Source organism: Micromonospora sp. NPDC049359 (assembly GCF_044466585.1).
Taxonomy (GTDB): Bacteria; Actinomycetota; Actinomycetes; order Mycobacteriales; family Micromonosporaceae; genus Micromonospora.
Genome location: NZ_JBITMW010000008.1, coordinates 241,465 through 261,102, shown reverse-complemented (window position 1 = coordinate 261,102; position 19,638 = coordinate 241,465). Strand labels below are relative to the sequence as shown.

The following is a 19,638-nucleotide window of genomic DNA, read 5'->3' as shown; positions in this document are numbered from 1 at the left end:
CATGGTCGGGGCCGCGTCGCTGAGCGGCGGCGGTATTGCTGATGAGAGTGATGCCTGTGAGTCATCAAGATGACTCACAGGCATCAGGCTCATCAGGATGGTGTCGCCGTCGCCGTCGCCGTCGCCGTGGTCGGGAAGGCGCGTGGCGTGGCGTGGCGGTCGGGAAGACGCGTGGCGTGGCGTGGCGGTCGGGAACGCGCACGGCGTGGCGTGAGGGTCGGTGAGGGTCGGGAAGGCGCACGGCGGCGGGGTGGCGTGGCGACGGGTGGAGTCGCGGCGCTGCTCGTCCGCCGGTAGGCCCGGTGGTGGCCGAGGGGCGGGGCGTCACGGGCGGGCGGTGGCGGGGCCGCTAGGCTGGCTAACCGTGCTCGTACTCGTGGTGGACAGCTCGACCCCCGCGGTGACCGCAGCGTTGGTGGAGATCTCGGCGGACGGCGTCACGTCCCGGGCGCACCGGTGCACGGTCGATGCCCGCGCGCACGGTGAACTGCTCGCGCCTCAGGTGGACGCGGTCCTTGCCGACGCCGGCGCTCGCCCGCGTGACCTGGGCGCGATAGTCGCCGGGCTCGGCCCCGGGCCGTTCACCGGGCTGCGGGTCGGCCTGGTCACCGCCGCCACGATGGGGCAGGTGCTCGGCGTTCCGACGTACGGCGTCTGTTCCCTGGACGCCATCGGCCACCCGGCGGCTGCCGGCGAGCCGGTGCTGGCAGCCAGCGACGCCCGCCGCAAGGAGCTGTACTGGGCTGTCTACGACGGGGCCGGCCAGCGGGTCGTCGGGCCCGAGGTGTCCTCGCCGGCGGTGGCCGCCGCCCGCGCCCGTGAGCTGGGCGCTACGGTCGCGGTCGGCGACGGAGCACACCGGTACGCCGAGGCTCTGGACCTGCCGGTCCGGGTCGAACCGCGCTACCCGGAGGCCACCGTGCTGGCGCTGCTCGCCGCCGAGCGGATCCGGGCCGGCGCGCCCGGCGAGCGACTCACCCCGCTCTACCTGCGCCGTCCCGACGCCGTGGCGGCCACCGGCCGCAAACCGGTCCTCCCGTGACGTCGGTACGGCTGGAACGGTTCCGCTGGTGGCACGTCGACGAGGCGATGCCGATCGAGGCGGACCTGTTCGGCGCCGGGCAGTGGTCGCCCTCCATGTTCTGGAACGAGCTGGCCAACGGGCACCACTACCGGGTCGCGACCGACAGCGACGGAGCGGTGCTCGGCTACGCCGGGCTCGCCGGCGCCCCACCGGACGAGGTGTGGGTGCAGGTCATCGCCGTCCGGCGGGACGTCCAGCGACGTGGCGTCGGCCGCGTCCTGTTGGAGGAACTGCTCGCCGAGGCGAACCGTCGGGGCGCCCGCAGCACCCTGCTGGAGGTGGCCGTGGACAACGCCCCCGCCCAGCGCCTCTACGCGACGTACGGGTTCGAGCCGATCGGGGTGCGTCGCGGCTACTACCAACCGAGCAACACCGACGCGCTGGTCATGCGGCGCGACGCCGAGCCGACCGGGGACGGACCACACGACCATGGCTGACGAACCGCTGATCCTGGGCATCGAGACCTCGTGCGACGAGACCGGCGTCGGCATCGTACGCGGGCACACCCTGCTGGCTGACGCGCTCGCGTCCAGCGTCGAGGAGCACGCCCGTTTCGGGGGCGTGGTGCCGGAGGTGGCCAGCCGGGCCCACCTCGAAGCCATCGTGCCGACCATGCAGCGGGCGCTCACCGACGCTGGCGTCACCCTCGCCGACATCGACGCCATCGCGGTCACCTCCGGGCCGGGTCTGGCCGGCGCGCTGCTCGTCGGCGTCGCCGCCGCCAAGGGGTACGCCCTCGCCGCCGAGAAGCCGGTGTACGGCGTCAACCACCTCGCCGCGCACGTGGCGGTGGACACCCTGGAACACGGCCCACTGCCCGAACCGGCCATCGCCCTGCTGGTCTCCGGCGGGCACTCGTCCCTGTTGCTGGTCGACGACCTGGCCCGGGGTGTCACCCCGCTCGGCGCCACCATCGACGACGCGGCCGGTGAGGCGTTCGACAAGGTGGCCCGGCTGCTCGGGTTGCCGTTCCCGGGCGGTCCGCCCATCGACCGTGAGGCCCGGGCGGGTGACGCCGCCTCCATCGCCTTCCCGCGTGGCCTGACCGCCGCGAAGGACCTGGCGGCCCACCGGTACGACTTCTCGTTCTCCGGTCTGAAGACGGCCGTGGCCCGCTGGGTGGAGGCGCGGCAACGCGCCGGTGAGCCGGTGCCGGTCGCCGACGTGGCGGCGTCCTTCCAGGAGGCGGTCTGCGACGTGCTGACCAACAAGGCCATCGCCGCCTGCCGGGCGCAGGGCATCGACACCCTGGTGATCGGTGGGGGAGTGGCCGCGAACTCCCGGCTGCGGGCGTTGGCCGAGGAGCGGGCCGAGAAGTACGGCATCCGGGTCCGGGTGCCGCGGCCGAAGCTGTGCACCGACAACGGGGCGATGGTGGCCGCGCTCGGATCGCACCTGGTCGCCGCCGGGGTCGCGCCGAGCCGGCTGGATCTGCCGGCCGACTCGGCGCTGCCGTTGACCACGGTCAGCGTGTGACGGGGACGCCGGAGATGATCGTGCGGATGTGGGAGGCGCGCGCCGAGGCGTACGGCGTCGCCGACCTGATCACCTGGGTGTGCGACACCGCCCTGCCCGAGCTGGAGCACGACCCGCTGCACGTGTCGAGCGAGGTCTTCTCGTCCACCGACCACCGCGTCGTGGTCATCTCGAAGTGGCGCAGCAACCCGCGTCCGCTGCCCGATCCGCCCGCCCTGCTGGTGGCCCGCGCCCCGCACTCCTGGGACTTCACCCAGGTCGACCGCTGACTCCGGGCCACCTCAATCGTCGGTCAGCTCCGGCGCAGCATCCGGTAGGTGGCGATCCCGCCGGTACCGAGCGCGGCGAGGAAGACCAGCCAGACGACGGTGCTGCTCACCCCGACCTGCGGCCCCGCGTTCGCCCCGGCGGCGGCGAGCAGACCGTCCTTGCCGGGCGCGGGCAGCGCGGCCGGCGGCAGTTCGGGCCAGCGGACCAGTCCGGTGGACTCCAGCATCTGCATGTGGTGCTGTACGAAGGCGTTGGCGTCCTCGCAGAGCTTGCGGACGGTGGCGTCGCGGGTGCTGGCCCGTACCGCGCCGATCACCGGGAAGATCTTGCCGTGGGCCACCCGGAGCCGGGTCACGAAGATCTGGTCGAACCGAGCGCCGGACGCGTTCTGCATCTCGGCCAGCCAGCCCTTCTGTTCGGCCGTCGGCTCGGTGGGGATGGACGCGCCGAGCTTGTTGGCGGCGTCCACGACGAGCTGGTCGAGCTTCTGGTGCTCGCCGGCGATGCCGGCCCCGATCTCCCGTACCTTCGGCGACTGTCCCTTCTCGGCGGCCATCTGGCCGGCCGGCATCTCCCACAGCCCGGCCAGGCGCACCCCGTTGAGCAGCGTCATGTCGGCGGCGTTGAGCTGCTGCCCACCCGCGGGGGCGGCGATGGCCACGCCCGGCAGGACACCGACCCCCGCGATGATCGCGATGAGCAACATCGCCGCGCGGTGCGTCCGGTTGCCCGGCCGGCGACGGGCCAATCTGAGCGGTGCCATGTCTGCGGTGCCTCCTCGGTCCGGACCGAAACGCGTCTGGACCGGGCAGCCGCACCCTGCCGGCCGCCCGTCCGCCCACTGGTACGGACTGATCGTCCGATCAGTTCATCCGCTCGGGCCGTGGAAATGCGGAGCCCGTCGGGCGTGCCACACGGATCAGCGGGTGACGGCCAGGAAGCCACCGAGCAGCAGCAGGGTGAGCGCGGCGACGGCGAAGAGCACCAGCAGCTCCCGGCGGCCGTGCCCGATCCCGTCGTCGCCCTTCGCCGCGGCTGCGGGATCGGGCAGGGCGGGCAGGTCCCGGGTCAGCGTGGCGAGGTCGCCGAGGGTGCGGGAGGTCCACACCGCGCCGACCCGTTCGGAGAACTCGTCCAGGGTGAGTCGGCCCACCGTGGTGTGCCGGTGCAGCTCGGCGACCACCCGGTGACGGTCGTCGTCGGAGGCGCGCAACTCGACGTCCACGCCGGACAGCGTACGCGGGTCAGCCCACGTCGAGGGGGTCGGCGAGCAGTCGTTCGAAGGCCAGCTCGGCGGCCCCGATCAGGGGTGCGTCCTCGCCCAGCGTCGGCGTACGCAGCCGGACGTGCTCCAGGCACGCGCCGAGTGCGTTCGAGTTGAGCCGGCTGCGGATCTGGGCCGCCGCCGCGAGGTAGAGGTCGCGCATGGTGCCGCCGAAGATGACCATCTCGGGGTTGAAGACGTTGACCAGGTTGGCGACCCCGAAGCCGAGCCAGTCACCCGCCTGGCGTACCGCCGTCTGGGCGCGGGCGTCCCCCCGGTCGGCGGCGTCGAAGACGGCCAGCAGGGCGTCGCGTCCCCGCGCATCGGAGCGTCCGGCGGCGCGCAGCAGGCCGTGCTCGCCGATCTCGGTCTCCCAGCAACCCCGGGCGCCGCACTCGCAGGGCCTGCCGTCGCGCACCACCTTCATGTGGCCGACCTCGCCGCCGTACCCGCCGTGTCCGGTGAGCCGACGCCCACCGGCGATGATCCCGGCGCCGACGCCGACGTCGCCGTACAGGTAGATGACGTTGTCGCAGCCGGCCGCGACGCCCCTGGTGTGCTCGGCGAACGCCGCCACGTCGGCCACGTTGCCGACCGTGACCGGCACGTCCAGGCCCATCTCGGCCCCGAGCGCCGCGCCGATCGGCTCGTCCACCCAGCCGGTGGTGGGCCCGAGCCGCACCAGGCCGTCCTCCCGGCGGACCATGCCGCAGACCGCGACGCCGGTGCCGACGCAGATCGCGCCGCCCGGGACCGCCTGCTGCATCTCCTTGACGGCGCCGGCCAGCATCGGCGCGGCCTCCGCGGCCAGCAGGCCACGCGGGCGGTCCAGCTCGCGGCGGTCCAGCACCGCGCCGCCCAGACCGACCCGCGCGGCCCGCAGCCGGTCCACCTCCACGGAGTACGCGTACGCGTACACCCGGGCCGACTCGGGCCGGACGACAATGGACGGTCGTCCGGCCCGGCCGGTCTCCTTCGGCGTTCCCTCACTGACCAGCCCGACGCCGGCCAGGTCGGCGGTGAGCGCGCCGATGGTGCTCCGGTTCAACCCCAGTGCCGTGGTGAGTTCGGCACGGGTGGTCGGCCCGTGGACGTGCACGTACCGCAGCAGGGCCCCGAGGTTCTGCCGGCGAACCTCTTCCTGGCTAGGTGCCGGGCGCATGCTGGTGCTACCTCCCGCGCGGTCAGCGGGAGCCGGTGGCTGCCGCGCGGCGGCGGGAGAGGGCGTCGACGCTGGCGGCGAGCAGCAGCACGACGCCGGTCACCACGTACTTGACTCCCGCGCTGTACCCCATCAGGCCCATTCCGTTTTCGATGACCGCGACCACCGCGCCTCCCAGCACGGCATCGAATACCCGGCCCTTGCCGCCGAAGAGGCTGGTGCCGCCGATCACCGCCGCGCCGACCGCGTAGAGCAGTACGTTACTGCCCCCCGTGTTCGGGTCGACCGAGTTGGCCCGGCTGGCGGCCACGATGCCACCGACGGCGGCCATGGACGAGCAGATCACGAAGACGGAGATCCGGATCCGGTCGACTCCGATGCCGGCCCGGCGGGCCGCTTCCCGGTTGCCGCCGACGGCGTAGATGTGCCGGCCGTAGCTGGTGCGTTGGAGCACGAAGGTCCAGATGACCAGCAGCACCGCGATGATCGGCACCACGATCGGCACACCCTTGAGCGAGACGATGAGGACGTTGCGGCTGCGCTCCAGGTTGAGCACGTACACGGCGGTGCCGAGGATGACGGCGAGCCCGCCGATCCGCAGCGCCACCACCGCGATCGGGTCGGTGATCAGGCCGCGGGCCGCCCGGTTGCGGTGGCGTAGCAGTTGCACCGCCGCGTAGCCGACGACGGCGACGGCGGTCAGCGCCCAGCCCAGCGCGGGGGCGAGGTTGCGGTTGGCGATGGCGACCAGCACCTCGTCGCGGACGGAGATGTTGGTGCCCTCCTGCACGAGCAGCAACACGACGCCCTGGAAGGCGAGGAAGCCGGCGAGAGTGACCACGAAGGACGGAATGCCGATCTTCGCGACGAGCATGCCGAGCGTGGTGCCGATGATGACACCGGTGGCGATCGCGGCGAGGACGGCGACCCACCATGGGTAGCCGAGCACGGTGACCACGTTTGCCAGTACCGCCGCGCAGACACCGCTGGCGAAGCCGGCGGAGAGGTCGATCTCGCCGAGCAGCAGCACGAAGACCAGGCCCATCGCGATCAGCGTGACCGCCGCGCCCTGGGTGAAGAGGTTGGCGAAGTTGCCGGCCGACAGGAACGACGACGGCCGCATGACCGCGAAGACGGTGCAGAGCACGATCAGGCCGAGCACGGCTGGTAGCGCGCCGACGTCGCCACCGCGTACCCGGCTCACGTAGTTGCGGACGTGGCTCCCGACGGTCGGCGGCGGTGTGACGGCCGCCGGGCCGTCCTTGCGCACGGCGGTGGTGGTCATCGGACGCCTCCTGAGATCGAGTCGGCCGGCTGCGGGCCGTCGCCGTTGCCGCCCGGGTCGGTGGCGAGGCCGAGGCCGCCCGAGCGCCCGGCGGTGATCAACTCAACCACCTGGGCGTGAGTGATGTCGGTGGTCTTCACCTGGGCGACCATCTGGCCGAGGTACAGCGCGGCGATCCGGTCGGAGACGGCGAAGACGTCGTTCATGTTGTGCGAGATGAGCACCACGGCCAGGCCGTTGTCGGCGAGGCGGCGAACGAGTTCGAGGACCTGGGCGGTCTGTGCCACGCCCAGGGCTGCGGTCGGCTCGTCCAGGATGACGAGCTTGCTGTTCCAGAGCACCGCCTTGGCGATGGCCACGGTCTGGCGCTGACCGCCGGAGAGGCTGGAGACGTGCTGGCGAAGCGAGGTGACGGTGCGGATGGAGAGCCCCGCCAGGGTCTCGGCGGCGAGCTGTTCCATGGTCGGCTCGTCCAGGACGATGCCGCTGTGCTTCTCCCGGCCGAGGAACATGTTCTGCACGATGTCCAGGTTGTCGCAGAGCGCGAGGTCCTGGTAGACGACCTCGATGCCGAGCGTTGCGGCGTCGCGGGGACTGCCGATGTGCACCTGTTCGCCGTTGAACAGGACCTCACCGGCGTCGGTGGGGTAGATGCCGCTGATGCACTTCACCAGGGTCGACTTGCCGGCGCCGTTGTCGCCGACAAGTGCGGTCACTTCGCCCGGGTGGACGCTCAGGGCGACGTCGCGGAGCACCTGGACGGGACCGAAGCTCTTGTCGATCCCGCGGAGTTCCAGCAGGGGAGTCGCGGACACGGGGTCTCCTTCTTAAGGGAGGGTCGGGGCCCGTCCGGCGGGCGCCGCCCGGCACGGGAGGGTGCTCCCGTGCCGGGCGGCGATGGTCGTCCCGGCGGGTACTGCGGCGTCGGTCAGCTGATGCCGGCTTCGGCGCAGAACTTGGCGTACGCCGCGGTGCAGACCTGCTCCTTGGTCGCGTAGCCGTCGGCGATGACGTCCTTGACGTTGTCCTTGTAGATGGCCTTCGGGGTGAGCAGCACCGAGGGGACGTCGCGGTCACCGTCCTTCACCGACTGGCCGGTGTCCTTCTTCTCGCCCTTGGCCAGCGCGATGGCCAGGTCTGCGGCGGCCTTGGCCTCTTCCCGGACTGCCTTGTAGACGGTCATGCACTGGTCACCGGCGAGGATGTTCTGCAGGCCCTCCACGCTGGCGTCCTGCCCGGTCACCGGCACCTTGCCGTTGATCTTGTTCTTCTTCAGGATCGAGATGGCGGCGTTGCCGAGAGTGTCGTTGGCGGCCAGCACGCCGTCGATCTTGCCCTTGGTCGCGGTGAGCTGCTGCTCGAAGATGGTCGCGGCGGTAGGGCCGTCCCAGCCCGGCACGGCGTCGTCCGGGCCCTTGGTGTATTCCTTGGAGTCGAACTTCGGCTTGAGCACCGAGTCGTAGCCGGCCTTGAACAGGGTGGCGTTGTTGTCGGTGGGCGAGCCGTTCAGGTACGACACGACAGGGTTCTTGGCACCCTTCTCGGTCAGGCACTTCGACAGGCCCTCGCCCTGGAGCTTGCCGACGACCTCGTTGTCGAAGCTGACGTAGTACTGGGCCGAGCCGCCCAGGGTGAGCCGGTCGTAGTCGATGGTGGCGACGCCCTGCGACTTGGCCTTGTCGAGCACGGCCTTGCCGGTGCCGGAGTCCAGGTTGACGATCATCAGGGCGGTGACGCCGCCGGTGATCATCTGGTCGGCGATGGTCTGGAAGGCGGCCTTGTCGTTCTGGGCGTTCTGGATGTCGGACTGGACGCCGGCGGCCTTGAACGCCTCCTCCAGGAAGCGACGGTCCGCCGTCTCCCAGCGGGGGGAGGACTTGCTGTCCGGAAGGATCACGCCGATCTTGGGAGTCTTCTTGGAGTCGGCCGAGCCGTTGCCGGAGTCGTCGCCGCAGGCGGTCAAACCGCCGGTCGCGAGCAGGCCCACGGCGGCGATGGTGAGGATCCCCTTACGCATGTGCAGGGTCCTTTCGGAGGTGGGGAGGTGTTGTTTTGTTGTGTCCGGCAACGTATTCCGCGTCACACTCGCACCACAAGACCACCCAGGTCCCAAGTTTGTTGGAAGCGATAACAATTCAGCAACGCGACTGTTACTCGCCGAACATCCGCCGAAAAGAGCGATGTAACGACAGGTCAGCGGGCCTGCAAGGGCGCGGTGCGGGCCGCCGTGAGCGCCACCAGGTCCACCGCCGCCAGTTCGAGTTGCAGCCCGCGCCGACCAGCGGAGACGTAGATCGTCGGCAGGTCCAGCGCGGAGTCGTCGAGCACGGTGGGCAGTCGCCGCCGCTGCCCGAGTGGGCTGATCCCGCCTCGCACGTAGCCGGTGGCCCGCTCGGCGACCGTCCGCTCGGCGAGCGCCGCCCGCTTGCCGCCGACCGCCGCCGCGAGCGCCTTGAGGTCCAGCTCACCGGTCACCGGTACGACCGCCACGGTGAGGACGCCGTCCACCTCGGTCACCAGCGACTTGAACACCCGCTCCGGCGCCACGCCGAGGGCCGCCGCCACCAGGGCGCCGTAGTTCGGAGCGTCGGGTGCCACCCGGTACGGGTGGGTGCGGTGCGCGATCCCGCGCTTGGCCAGTAGTGCCGTTGCCGGAGTGCCCTGTCCCGCCACGCCCCGAACCTAATCCACCGGCCGGCCGATCAGCACGGTCGGCGCTCCGGCGACCCGGGTCAGCACCAGGCTCGCCGCCTGGTCGCCGGCCAGGCGCAGGTCCCGCCGCAACTGCTCCGGCGTCAGCGCCGAACCCCGCTTGAGGATCTCCACCCGACCCACCCGACGCTCGCGCAGCAATGCCCGCAGGCGCTTGAGCGAGAACGGCAGCACGTCGGTGATCTCCAGACAGCGCGCGTACGGGGTGCGGGTCGGCTGGTCGGCGTAGAGGTACGCGATGCTCGGGTCGGCAAGGGTGGCGTCCAGCTCCGCGGCCAGCTCGGCGACGAGGTGCGCCCGGACCACCGCCGGGTCCGGGTCGTACAGGTAGCGGCGCGGGGGTCCGACCGGCGCCTCCGTGTCGCCCGAGCCGGTGAGCTGGTGGATCTCCCTCCGGTACACGCTGGCGCGGCGGGGCACCTCGGCCAGTTCGCCGCACCAGAGCGCCGCCTCGACCAGGTCGCCGTCCACGCCGACCCACTCCGCCTCCGCGCCAGCCGGGATGAGCGCGTGATCCAGGCCCGGCGCCACCTTCACCACCGTGCGGGGCACCCGCTCGGCGAGGCCGGTGACGAAGTCCCAGGGCGGCGAGTAGGCGCGCGGGTCGAAGATCCGTCGGCCGGTGCCGGTGGCCCGTCGGGCCGGGTCGCAGAAGACGCCGTCCACCCGCGACACGTCGAACGCGGTCGCGTCGCCGCACTCGACCGTGAACAGGTCGGCCAGCCCGGCGGCGGCGGCGTTGGCGGCGGCCATCGCCGCGGTCACCGGGTCGGCCTCGACCCCGTACACCCGGATGCCGGCACGGGCGGCGGCCAGCGCGTCCGCGCCGAGGCCGCACCCGAGATCGGCCAGGGTGCGCACGCCGGCCGCGTGCAGCCGGGCGGCCCGCCGGTCGGCGACCACCCGGCGGGTGGCCTGTTCCAGGCCGGGGCGGGTGAGGAACATCCCGGCGGCGGCCGGGCCGAACTTGCCCACCGCCCGGTGGCGCAGCTCGGCCTGGGTGAGGGCCGCCGCCGCCAGCGTCGGCGGCACCCCGGCCGCGCGGAGCGCCGACGCCGCGGCCAGTGGATCGCCGCCGGCCAGCTCGGCCGCCGCCGTGAGGGCGGCCGACCCCTCGGGGGTACGCAGTGCCGCCAACTGATCGAGATCCACCTGCCCATTCTCCCGACCGAGGGGAAAATACCGCTGGCGGGGCGCGACGCGCTGGCACTCTCCTTGACGGAGTGCTAGCCACGGAATAACCTGCGATTAGCACTCTCACCCTGAGGGTGCCAGCTTCCGGGTCTCGCGACCCGGGTGCGCACGCCAGGCGGACCGGCACCCGCGACGACGGCCCCGCCCGGTGGCATGAGGCAGATTGACGCTGGTCAGCCCCGCTGGCCAGCAACGAAACCAGTACCCCAGGAGGGTATGCCCGTGACTACCGCGACCAAGGTTGCGATCAAGCCGCTCGAGGACCGCATCGTGGTCCAGGCGAACGAGGCTGAGACCACCACGGCGTCGGGCATCGTGATCCCCGACACCGCCAAGGAGAAGCCGCAGGAGGGCACCGTCCTCGCTGTCGGTCCGGGGCGCGTCGACGACAACGGCAACCGGGTTCCGGTTGACGTGCAGGTCGGCGACACCGTCCTCTACTCGAAGTACGGCGGCACCGAGGTCAAGTACGCCGGCGAGGAGTACCTGGTGCTCTCCGCCCGCGACGTCCTCGCGGTCATCGAGAAGTAAGCAACCGATCAGTGTCGCTGCCCCGGTCCGGCTCGCCGGGCCGGGGCAGCGGCGCTTCGAAGGGACATTCATGGCGAAGATCCTCAGCTTCTCGGACGACGCCCGACACCTGCTGGAGCACGGTGTCAACGCCCTCGCTGACGCGGTCAAGGTCACCCTCGGCCCGCGCGGGCGCAACGTCGTCCTGGACAAGAAGTTCGGTGCGCCGACGATCACCAACGATGGCGTGACCATCGCGAAGGAGATCGAGCTCACCAACCCCTACGAGAACCTCGGCGCGCAGCTGGTCAAGGAGGTGGCGACCAAGACCAACGACGTCGCCGGCGACGGGACCACCACCGCGACCGTGCTGGCGCAGGCGATGGTCCGTGAGGGCCTGCGCAACGTGACCGCCGGGACCAACCCGGCCGGCCTCAAGCGGGGCATCGACGCGGCGGCCGCCAAGGTCTCCGAGGCGCTGCTCGGCAAGGCCGTCGAGGTCGCCGGCAAGGAGTCGATCGCGAACGTGGCGACGATCTCCGCGCAGGACGCCACCATCGGCGAGCTGATCGCCGAGGCGATGGAGCGGGTCGGCCGCGACGGTGTCATCACCGTCGAGGAGGGCTCGATGCTCACCACCGAGCTGGACGTGACCGAGGGTCTCCAGTTCGACAAGGGCTTCATCTCGCCGAACTTCGTCACCGACCTGGAGGGTCAGGAGTCCGTCCTCGAGGACGCGTACATCCTGGTCACCACCCAGAAGATCTCGGCGATCGAGGAGCTGCTGCCGCTGCTGGAGAAGGTCCTGCAGAACAGCAAGCCCCTGCTGATCATCGCCGAGGACGTGGACGGCCAGGCGCTCTCCACCCTGGTGGTCAACTCGCTGCGCAAGACCCTCAAGGTCTGCGCGGTCAAGGCCCCGGGCTTCGGCGACCGGCGCAAGGCCATGCTCCAGGACATCGCGATCTCCACGGGCGCCGAGCTGGTCGCCCCGGAGCTGGGCTACAAGCTCGACCAGGTCGGCCTGGAGGTGCTCGGCACCGCCCGGCGCGTCGTGGTCGACAAGGAGAACACCACGATCGTCGACGGCGGCGGCCAGAAGACCGAGGTCGACGACCGGGTGGCCCAGATCCGCAAGGAGATCGAGGCCTCCGACTCCGACTGGGACCGGGAGAAGCTGGCCGAGCGGCTGGCCAAGCTCTCCGGCGGCATCGCCGTGATCAAGGTGGGTGCGGCGACCGAGGTCGAGATGAAGGAGCGCAAGCACCGCATCGAGGACGCCATCGCGGCGACCAAGGCCGCGGTCGAGGAGGGCACCGTGCCCGGCGGCGGCGCCGCCCTGGTGCAGATCCTCCCCGTGCTCGACGACGACCTGGGCTTCACCGGCGAGGAGAAGGTCGGCGTCTCGATCGTGCGCAAGGCGCTGGTCGAGCCGCTGCGCTGGATCGCGCAGAACGCCGGCCACGACGGCTACGTCGTGACCCAGAAGGTCGCCGGCATGCAGTGGGGCAACGGCCTCGACGCGGCCACCGGCGAGTACGGCGACCTGGTCAAGTCCGGCATCATCGACCCGGTGAAGGTGACCCGCAACGCCGTCACCAACGCCGCGTCGATCGCCGGCCTGCTACTCACCACGGAGAGCCTCGTGGTGGAGAAGCCGGAGCAGCCCGAGCCGGCCGCCGCCGGTGGCGGGCACGGCCACGGCCACGGCCACCAGCACGGCCCGGGCTTCTGACCCGGTAGCGACACCCGTTCCGGGGCACACCGCCGTACGGCGGTGTGCCCCGGTTTCGTCGGGCGAGCATTACCAAGCGATGACGTCGTTGGCGATCGGCCGAGATGATCGCGCACACTGGGCCGATGAGCACGACGTCGCGGCGGTACGCCGCGCTGGCCGGAGTCACCGCCGCCGCCGTCGCGATCGGCACCGCGGAGCCGGTGGCGGTGCTGACCGGCCCCCGGTCGGCGCCACTGGTCGCGGTCGGCGGGGTGGTCGTCGACGCCGTTCCCGAGCCGATCAAGCAGTTCGCCATCGACGTCTTCGGCACCGCCGACAAGATCGCCCTGCTGACCGGAACGGCCCTGCTGCTGGGTGGGTTCGCGGCCCTGTTCGGAATGCTGGCGATCCGGCGGCTGGCCCTGGGCCTGGCCGGTATCGCGGCGTTCGGCGCCGTCGGTGTGGCCGCCGCGCTGACCCGCCCCGGCGCGGACGTCTTCGACGCGCTGCCGTCGCTGGTCGGCGGCGGGCTCGGCGCCCTGGTGCTCTGGCTGTTCATCGCCGGCCCGTTCGAGCTGGAACCCTGGCCGTGGGACCCACCCACGCCGGTGACGCCGGCCGCGCCGGTCGAGGGTGTCGACCCGGAGTCGCGCCGACGGTTCCTCACCGGCACCGGAGTGCTGCTCGGTACGGCGGCCGTGGCCGGTCTCGGCGGCCGTTGGCTGGCCGGGCGGCGGGGCGTCTCGGCCGCCCGGGACGCGATCCGGCTCCCCGCCCCGGCCGTCCCCGCGCCGGCCGTGCCCGCGGGAGCGGACCTGTCCCTGGCCCAGCTCGCGCCGTACGTCACCCCGAACTCCGGGTTCTACCGGATCGACACCGCCCTGGTGGTGCCGCAGGTGAACCCGGACACCTGGCGGCTGCGCATTCACGGCCGGGTGGGTACCGAGCGCACCTACAGCTACGCGGACCTGCTGGCCCGGCCGCTGGTCGAGCGGTACGTCACGCTGGCCTGCGTCTCCAACGAGGTCGGCGGGGACCTGATCGGCAACGCGCGCTGGCTCGGCGTACCGCTGCGGGAACTGCTGGACGAGGCCCAGCCGGACGAGGACGCCGACCAGGTCGTCGGCCGGTCGGTCGACGGCTGGACCTGCGGCACCCCCACCGCCGCCCTGCGCGACGGGCGGGACGCGCTGCTGGCGATCGGCATGAACGGCGAACCGCTGCCGGTCCAGCACGGCTTCCCGGTGCGGATGGTGGTGCCCGGTCTCTACGGCTACGTGTCGGCCTGCAAGTGGGTGACCGAGCTGGAGTTGACGCGCTTCGCCGACTTCGACGCGTACTGGGTGCCACGCGGTTGGTCGGCCCAGGGGCCGATCAAGACCCAGTCGCGGATCGACGCGCCACGACGGCGCAACAAGCTGACCGCCGGCCCGGTGACGGTGGCCGGTGTGGCCTGGGCGCAGCACCGGGGCATCAGCCGGGTCGAGGTACGCGTCGACGACGGCCCCTGGCAGGAGGCGGCGCTGGCCCCGACGGTGTCGGTGGACACCTGGGTCCAGTGGTCCTGGCGCTGGGACGCCACGCCGGGCGAGCACCGCCTTCAGGTCCGGGCCACGGACGCGACCGGCGAGACCCAGACCGAGCGCACCCAGAGCGTCGCCCCCGACGGCGCCACCGGCTGGCACACCGTCCCGGTAAACGTCCACTAACCCCACCCACCCCCACCCCTCGGCCCGGTGATCATGAGGTTGTTGCCACCCTGACGGCGTGTCGGGGGCAACAACTTCATGATCACCGGGGTCGGGGTTGGGTGGGGTGGGTACGCGGGAACCGCGCTCCCGCTGGGCGGGGGCGCGGTTCGCGGTGTCGGGGTGGTGTGTGGGGTCAGGCGACGTTGCGCTGGGCGGGGACCGTCGACTTGTGCGGGCGACCCAGGCGCGCCTCCAGGCGGGCCACGTCGACCCGGATCTGCCGGCGGTCCGCCAGGTCCTCCCAGCCGACGGCGAGCAGGCGCAGCCGCTCCGACTCGCTGAAGCCGCCCCACACGCCGTACGGCTCGCGGACCGACAGCGCGTGTGCGGCGCACTCGGCGCGGACCGGGCAGGCGCGGCAGACCGACTTGGCCGAGGACTCCCGCCGCAGCCGCGAGGATCCGCGCTCCCCGTCCGGGTGGAAGAACTGCGCGCTGTCCCGGCCCCGGCAGGCACCGAGCCGCTGCCAGTCCCAGAGGTCGACGATGGGTCCGGGCAGTCTACGTACGTTCGACATCAGCACCCCTCCTCCCGCGCGGCACCGCGAGAATGCTTGTGGCCGGCTTCCGGGCGGCGGGCCGCGCAGGCGCACCGTTCCCGGCCTGGACCCCCCGGTACCCGGGTCGTTGCCGGCTCACACTTCTGTGATCGAAAACCCCCGACAACTTGCGGCTTTTGCCCCATCTGTCGGAAAAGTTCAGATGATTGCCGGGAACCTCCTCCCCAGCCGACCTCGTCATGGTCTGCTCGTGTGCGGAGAGGAGACCATCACAGTGCGTACCGTTCTTGTGTGCGTTCGGACACCGCTCGCGGCTCAGCACCTCACTTCTGCTGCCGCGCGGCTGGGTCTGTCCGCGATCGTTCGTACCGCCGTCTCCGATCCCGAGGTGATGCTGCGACTGGCCGAACGACCGGCCGACGTGGTTCTGGCCGACACGGCCCTCACCCGGCCGGACAGCGCGGGCTTCGTCCGTCGGGTGCTGGCCCGCGCGCCGCAGGCCGCGGTCGTGCTGCTCGGCACCGAGGAATCCGAGGCGGCGGCCGCCACCATCAGCGCCGGCGCCCGTGGGCTGATCCAGAACGCCGACCACGACCTCACCAGCGCGGTGGCGAAGGCCCTGCTCCTGCTGACCGCGCCCGGCCGGGCCTCCCGGCAGCGGGTCACCGACCCGGCGCGGGATGCGGCGGCGGTCGGCGGCTCGGCCCGTTCCACTCCGTCGGTACGCGGCGCCGCAGAGCCCGGCTGGACCGCCGCGACCGGCGACGGGCCGGCGGGCGTCGCCTCGGTACCCGTGCAGCGGGGCGACGACGAGGTCGAGGCGGCGACCGACGGGACCGCCACCGGGCAGTCCGACGCCATCCGGCCCGGCGCGGGCGTTCGTGGCGGCCGGTCGTCGATCGGGCTCACCGAACGGGAACTCCAGGTGCTGCTGGGCATGGCCGAGGGCAAGAGCAACGCGGAGATCGGCCGGGAACTGTTCGTCTCGGAGGACACCGTCAAGACACACGCGCGCCGGCTGTTCCGCAAGCTCGGCGCCCGGGACCGCGCCCACGCGGTCGCCGCCGGCTTCCGGGCCGGCCTGGTCTCCTGACGCCGCAGCCCGCCGCAGCCCGCCGCAGCCCGCCGCAGCCCGCCGCGACCCGCCGCAGCCCACCGCGACCCGCTCAAGATCGTGCTCGAACCGGAAAGTAGTGGCCTCCCGGCGCGGCGGGGCCACTACTTCCTTGTTCCAGCACGATCTTGAACGGTCTCCGGGAGCGCCCGGGGCCGGCGGAACCTCAGTCGGTGGGGGCGGCGCCCGGGTCCGGCTCGTCCTCGGTGCCCTCGGTCAGGGTGTCGTGCACCCCGTCGGCGTACCCACGGGCGTAGTCCCAGGTCACGTAGTGGTCCGGATCCGGGTCGTACGCCGGCTCGTGCACGCGGGGCCGCCCCGAGTTGAGCAGGTGCCGCAGGTTGCCCCGCAGCAGGTCCCAGTCGAAGTAGTGCGGCTCCCGGCAGTCCTCGCATTCGATGACCAGCCCGCGCACCCCGATGGGCGCCAGCAGGGCCTGGTAGATCTCCAGATCGGCGAGGTCCTCCAGCACGTCCTGTCGCTCGACGTCGGTCAGTGGATCCGGCGTCGCGTCGTCGCCCGGATCGTCCAGCCCCGCGGTCGGGTCGGCCGGGTCGCCGTTGAACGGGTCGATGGGCTCGTCGTGCACCCCCTCACCGTAGACCCAACGCGGCGGGAACGTCCGCCCCCGGGCACCGCGCCGAGGCAACCGCCGCCGATCCAGGTCGCGCAGGTCACTGGGTACGATGGGACGACGTGCCGGCACCGTGGCGTGTTCCGGTGCCCGCCCGCGCCACCTCGCTGAAGCCCATCCGAGCAGCTCAGGGGAGCAATCGTGGAAAATTCGCCCAGCACCGATCTTCCGGCCGGCGTCGAGCACGCCGACCTGGGCGGCCACCTGCCCGAGCTGCCCGCCGGCTCGGCCCGGGTCGTTCCGCTCGGGCTCACCTTCGACGACGTGCTGCTCCAGCCGGGCGAGTCGGACGTGGTGCCCAGCCGGGTCAACACCCGGACGAAGCTCACCCGCAACGTCGAACTGACCGTCCCGCTGCTCTCCAGCGCCATGGACACGGTCACCGAGGCGCGGATGGCGATCGCCATGGCCCGCCAGGGTGGCATCGGCGTGCTGCACCGCAACCTGTCCCTGGAGGACCAGGCGCTCCAGGTCGACCTGGTGAAGCGCTCCGAGTCCGGCATGATCACCAACCCGGTGACCGCCAGCCCGGACGACACGCTGCGCGAGGTCGACGAGCTGTGCGGGCGGTACCGCATCTCCGGCGTTCCGGTGGTGGACGGCAACGGCCAGTTGGTCGGCATCGTGACCAACCGCGACATGCGCTTCGTCACCGAGCCGGACACCCCGGTCCGCGAGATCATGACCCGGACTCCGCTGGTCACCGCCCGGGTCGGGGTGAGCAAGGACGACGCGCTGGCGCTGCTGCGCCAGCACAAGGTCGAGAAGCTGCCGATCGTGGACGACTCCGGCCGGCTGCGCGGCCTGATCACGGTGAAGGACTTCACCAAGAGCGAGCAGTACCCGAACGCCACCAAGGACGACGCCGGCCGGCTGCGGGTGGCCGCCGCCGTGGGTGTGGGCGAGGACGCGTACAAGCGGGCGCGCACGCTGGTCGACGCCGGTGTCGACGTGCTGATCGTGGACACGGCGCACGGGCACCAGCGGGCCGTGCTGGACATGGTCCGCCGGCTCAAGAAGGACGTGACGATCGACATCGTGGGCGGCAACGTGGCCACGTACGCCGGCGCGAGGGCGCTGGTCGAGGCCGGCGCCGACGGCATCAAGGTGGGTGTGGGCCCGGGCGCGATCTGCACCACCCGGATCGTCGCCGGCGTTGGCGTCCCGCAGATCACCGCGATCATGGAGGCGGCCCGTGCCGCCCGCCCGGCCGGCGTGCCGGTGATCGGTGACGGTGGCATCCAGTACTCGGGCGACATCGCCAAGGCCCTGGTCGCCGGCGCGGACACGGTGATGCTCGGCAGCCTGCTGGCCGGCTGCGAGGAGAGCCCCGGCGAGCTGATCTTCATCAACGGCAAGCAGTACAAGGCGTACCGCGGGATGGGCTCGCTCGGCGCGATGCAGTCCCGGGGGCAGGCCAAGTCGTACTCCAAGGACCGGTACTTCCAGCAGGACGTTCTCGCCGAGGACAAGCTGGTCCCCGAGGGCGTCGAGGGCCAGGTGCCCTACCGGGGCCCGCTGTCCGCGGTCGCCCACCAGCTCATCGGCGGGCTGCGGGCCGCCATGGGGTACGTCGGCGCGGAGAGCATCCCCGAGCTGCACCGGCGCGGCCAGCTGATCCGGATCACCGCGGCCGGGCTCAAGGAGAGCCACCCGCACGACATCCAGATGACCGTCGAGGCGCCCAACTACCACTCCCGCTGACCCCACCACCCCCAACCACCTGGAGTCCCCCATGCGTGACGTGGTCGAGATCGGGCTGGGCAAGACCGCGCAGCGCGGCTACCACCTGGACGACATCGCCATCGTGCCGAGCCGCCGGACCCGGGACGTCGACGACGTCTCGACCGCGTGGCAGCTCGACGCGTACCCGTTCGGCATCCCCTGTGTCGGGCACCCCTCGGACGCCACGATGAGTCCGTCGTCGGCGGTTCGGTTGGGCCAGCTCGGCGGTCTCGGCGTGCTCAACGTCGAGGGTCTGTGGACCCGCTACGAGAACCCGACGAAGGTGCTGGACGAGCTGGCCGGCCTCGACGAGGACGCCCGTGCCACCAAGCGACTCCAGGAGGTCTACGCGGAGCCGATCCGTCCCGACCTGATCGCCGAGCGGGTGCGCGAGCTGCGTGCCGGCGGCGGCACGGTGGCGGTGCGGGTCTCCCCGCAGCACACCCTCGCGCTGGCGCCGGTGATCCTGGACGCCGGGGTGGACATCCTGGTCATCCAGGGCACCATCGTCTCGGCCGAGCACGTGTCGACGACCGACGAGCCGCTGAACCTCAAGGAGTTCATCGCCGACCTCGACCTGCCGGTGATCGTCGGCGGCTGCACGGACTACAAGACGGCGCTGCACCTGATGCGGACCGGCGCGGCCGGCGTGATCGTGGGTATCGGCGGCGACGAGTGGTCGACGACCGAGTCGGTGCTGGGCATCCGGGTGCCGATGGCCACCGCCATCGCGGACGCCGCGGCGGCCCGTCGTGACTACCTGGACGAGACCGGTGGCCGGTACGTGCACCTGATCGCCGATGGTGACATCCAGACCTCCGGTGACATCGCCAAGGCGCTCGGCTGCGGCGCCGACGCGGTGATGCTCGGTGAGCCGCTGTCGCTCTGCGACGAGGCCCCCGCCGGTGGCGCCTGGTGGCACTCGGCGGCCAGCCACCCGTCGCTGCCCCGGGGCGCCTTCGAGGTGTCCGGTGACCCGATCGGCTCAATGGAGCAGCTGCTCTTCGGGCCGGCGGACGAGGCGGACGGCCAGCTCAACCTGTTCGGTGGGCTGCGTCGGGCCATGGCCAAGTGCGGCTACCGCGACCTCAAGGAGTTCCAGAAGGTCGGGCTGGTCCTCGACCGCTGATCGCTCGCGTCGCCGAAGGGCCGGCTCCGCCACCGGGCGGGGCCGGCCCTTCGCCGTCACCGTCGACGCCCTCGCCGTCGATTCGGGCATCCGTCGGCGGGTCGGTGGCTAC

20 protein-coding genes are annotated in these 19,638 nt (G+C 72.1%); 10 read left to right on the top strand and 10 right to left on the bottom strand.

Going from position 1 to position 19,638, the window contains the following annotated elements:
- Positions 1–364: 364 nt before the first annotated feature.
- From tsaB to ACIBTX_RS20180, 4 genes are read left to right on the top strand one after another with little or no spacing between them, the layout of a single operon-like run.
- A complete protein-coding gene (tsaB, locus tag ACIBTX_RS20195; RefSeq protein ID WP_357174420.1) occupies positions 365–1,042 on the top strand; it encodes a tRNA (adenosine(37)-N6)-threonylcarbamoyltransferase complex dimerization subunit type 1 TsaB in 678 nt (225 codons plus the stop codon).
- Positions 1,039–1,521, top strand: a complete 483-nt coding sequence (rimI, locus tag ACIBTX_RS20190; protein WP_357126357.1) for a ribosomal protein S18-alanine N-acetyltransferase — start codon at positions 1,039–1,041, stop codon at positions 1,519–1,521. The genes tsaB and rimI overlap by 4 nt, the downstream gene beginning before the upstream one ends.
- Positions 1,514–2,560, top strand: coding sequence for a tRNA (adenosine(37)-N6)-threonylcarbamoyltransferase complex transferase subunit TsaD (tsaD, locus tag ACIBTX_RS20185; protein ID WP_357126354.1), 1,047 nt, complete (start codon positions 1,514–1,516; stop codon positions 2,558–2,560). Before rimI ends, tsaD begins: the two co-directional genes overlap by 8 nt.
- A gap of 14 nt (positions 2,561–2,574) precedes the next feature.
- Positions 2,575–2,829 (top strand): hypothetical protein, encoded by a 255-nt coding sequence (locus tag ACIBTX_RS20180; protein ID WP_053660576.1) that lies wholly within the window; start codon positions 2,575–2,577, stop codon positions 2,827–2,829.
- A gap of 23 nt (positions 2,830–2,852) precedes the next feature.
- Here ACIBTX_RS20180 and ACIBTX_RS20175 read toward each other — a convergent pair whose 3' ends face one another.
- The 8 genes from ACIBTX_RS20175 to ACIBTX_RS20140 all read right to left on the bottom strand — a co-directional run bounded on the left by ACIBTX_RS20175 (position 2,853) and on the right by ACIBTX_RS20140 (position 10,405).
- Positions 2,853–3,593 carry a DUF4142 domain-containing protein gene (locus tag ACIBTX_RS20175; RefSeq protein WP_357126351.1) on the bottom strand — a complete coding sequence of 247 codons (741 nt, stop codon included), beginning with the start codon at positions 3,591–3,593 and terminating at the stop codon, positions 2,853–2,855.
- Positions 3,594–3,749: 156 nt separating this feature from the next.
- Positions 3,750–4,055 (bottom strand): DUF1707 domain-containing protein, encoded by a 306-nt coding sequence (locus ACIBTX_RS20170; protein WP_357126348.1) that lies wholly within the window; start codon positions 4,053–4,055, stop codon positions 3,750–3,752.
- A 19-nt stretch (positions 4,056–4,074) separates the two neighbouring features.
- A complete protein-coding gene (locus tag ACIBTX_RS20165) occupies positions 4,075–5,256 on the bottom strand; it encodes an ROK family protein (protein WP_357126345.1) in 1,182 nt (393 codons plus the stop codon).
- Between the two features lie 22 nt (positions 5,257–5,278).
- A complete protein-coding gene (locus ACIBTX_RS20160; protein ID WP_357174423.1) occupies positions 5,279–6,541 on the bottom strand; it encodes an ABC transporter permease in 1,263 nt (420 codons plus the stop codon).
- A complete protein-coding gene (locus ACIBTX_RS20155; RefSeq protein WP_357126338.1) occupies positions 6,538–7,356 on the bottom strand; it encodes an ATP-binding cassette domain-containing protein in 819 nt (272 codons plus the stop codon). Before ACIBTX_RS20155 ends, ACIBTX_RS20160 begins: the two co-directional genes overlap by 4 nt.
- Positions 7,357–7,469: 113 nt before the next feature.
- Entirely contained in the window at positions 7,470–8,558 is a 1,089-nt protein-coding gene (locus ACIBTX_RS20150) for a substrate-binding domain-containing protein (RefSeq protein WP_357126335.1), read from the bottom strand.
- Positions 8,559–8,734: 176 nt separating this feature from the next.
- Positions 8,735–9,214: a Cys-tRNA(Pro) deacylase gene (gene ybaK, locus ACIBTX_RS20145; protein ID WP_357396944.1), complete on the bottom strand. Its 480-nt coding sequence runs from the start codon at positions 9,212–9,214 to the stop codon at positions 8,735–8,737.
- A gap of 9 nt (positions 9,215–9,223) precedes the next feature.
- A complete protein-coding gene (locus tag ACIBTX_RS20140; RefSeq protein WP_357174429.1) occupies positions 9,224–10,405 on the bottom strand; it encodes a methyltransferase domain-containing protein in 1,182 nt (393 codons plus the stop codon).
- Positions 10,406–10,663: 258 nt separating this feature from the next.
- On the opposite strand from ACIBTX_RS20140, the gene groES reads away from it, so the two are divergent.
- From groES to ACIBTX_RS20125, 3 genes are all read left to right on the top strand, one after another.
- Positions 10,664–10,978, top strand: a complete 315-nt coding sequence (gene groES / locus ACIBTX_RS20135) for a co-chaperone GroES (RefSeq protein ID WP_030330046.1) — start codon at positions 10,664–10,666, stop codon at positions 10,976–10,978.
- A 70-nt stretch (positions 10,979–11,048) separates the two neighbouring features.
- A complete protein-coding gene (gene groL / locus ACIBTX_RS20130; RefSeq protein WP_357126326.1) occupies positions 11,049–12,692 on the top strand; it encodes a chaperonin GroEL in 1,644 nt (547 codons plus the stop codon).
- Positions 12,693–12,817: 125 nt separating this feature from the next.
- Positions 12,818–14,383, top strand: coding sequence for a molybdopterin-dependent oxidoreductase (locus tag ACIBTX_RS20125; RefSeq protein ID WP_357396948.1), 1,566 nt, complete (start codon positions 12,818–12,820; stop codon positions 14,381–14,383).
- A 175-nt stretch (positions 14,384–14,558) separates the two neighbouring features.
- Here ACIBTX_RS20125 and ACIBTX_RS20120 read toward each other — a convergent pair whose 3' ends face one another.
- Positions 14,559–14,942 (bottom strand): WhiB family transcriptional regulator, encoded by a 384-nt coding sequence (locus tag ACIBTX_RS20120; protein WP_357126320.1) that lies wholly within the window; start codon positions 14,940–14,942, stop codon positions 14,559–14,561.
- Between the two features lie 256 nt (positions 14,943–15,198).
- Here ACIBTX_RS20120 and ACIBTX_RS20115 point away from each other — a divergent pair, with 256 nt between their 5' ends.
- Positions 15,199–16,017 (top strand): response regulator transcription factor, encoded by an 819-nt coding sequence (locus ACIBTX_RS20115; protein WP_357174439.1) that lies wholly within the window; start codon positions 15,199–15,201, stop codon positions 16,015–16,017.
- 187 nt (positions 16,018–16,204) lie between these two features.
- Here the strand turns inward: ACIBTX_RS20115 and ACIBTX_RS20110 are convergent, their stop codons facing one another.
- Positions 16,205–16,627, bottom strand: coding sequence for a DUF5319 domain-containing protein (locus ACIBTX_RS20110; protein ID WP_357126313.1), 423 nt, complete (start codon positions 16,625–16,627; stop codon positions 16,205–16,207).
- A gap of 186 nt (positions 16,628–16,813) precedes the next feature.
- Between ACIBTX_RS20110 and guaB the strand changes: the two genes are divergently transcribed.
- Together guaB and ACIBTX_RS20100 are read left to right on the top strand one after the other, a co-directional pair.
- Entirely contained in the window at positions 16,814–18,376 is a 1,563-nt protein-coding gene (gene guaB / locus ACIBTX_RS20105) for an IMP dehydrogenase (RefSeq protein WP_357126310.1), read from the top strand.
- A gap of 31 nt (positions 18,377–18,407) precedes the next feature.
- A complete protein-coding gene (locus ACIBTX_RS20100; protein WP_357126307.1) occupies positions 18,408–19,526 on the top strand; it encodes a GuaB3 family IMP dehydrogenase-related protein in 1,119 nt (372 codons plus the stop codon).
- Positions 19,527–19,638 lie beyond the last annotated feature (112 nt).

Coding starts and splice junctions, on each gene's coding strand:
- ACIBTX_RS20160 (WP_357174423.1), bottom strand. CDS start 6,541: ATGACCACCACCGCCGTGCGCAAGGACGGCCCGGCGGCCGTCACACCG.
- ACIBTX_RS20175 (WP_357126351.1), bottom strand. CDS start 3,593: ATGGCACCGCTCAGATTGGCCCGTCGCCGGCCGGGCAACCGGACGCAC.
- ACIBTX_RS20165 (WP_357126345.1), bottom strand. CDS start 5,256: ATGCGCCCGGCACCTAGCCAGGAAGAGGTTCGCCGGCAGAACCTCGGG.
- ACIBTX_RS20125 (WP_357396948.1), top strand. CDS start 12,818: ATGAGCACGACGTCGCGGCGGTACGCCGCGCTGGCCGGAGTCACCGCC.
- groES (WP_030330046.1), top strand. CDS start 10,664: ATGCCCGTGACTACCGCGACCAAGGTTGCGATCAAGCCGCTCGAGGAC.
- ACIBTX_RS20100 (WP_357126307.1), top strand. CDS start 18,408: ATGCGTGACGTGGTCGAGATCGGGCTGGGCAAGACCGCGCAGCGCGGC.
- ACIBTX_RS20150 (WP_357126335.1), bottom strand. CDS start 8,558: ATGCGTAAGGGGATCCTCACCATCGCCGCCGTGGGCCTGCTCGCGACC.
- ACIBTX_RS20180 (WP_053660576.1), top strand. CDS start 2,575: ATGATCGTGCGGATGTGGGAGGCGCGCGCCGAGGCGTACGGCGTCGCC.
- ACIBTX_RS20120 (WP_357126320.1), bottom strand. CDS start 14,942: ATGTCGAACGTACGTAGACTGCCCGGACCCATCGTCGACCTCTGGGAC.
- groL (WP_357126326.1), top strand. CDS start 11,049: ATGGCGAAGATCCTCAGCTTCTCGGACGACGCCCGACACCTGCTGGAG.
- tsaD (WP_357126354.1), top strand. CDS start 1,514: ATGGCTGACGAACCGCTGATCCTGGGCATCGAGACCTCGTGCGACGAG.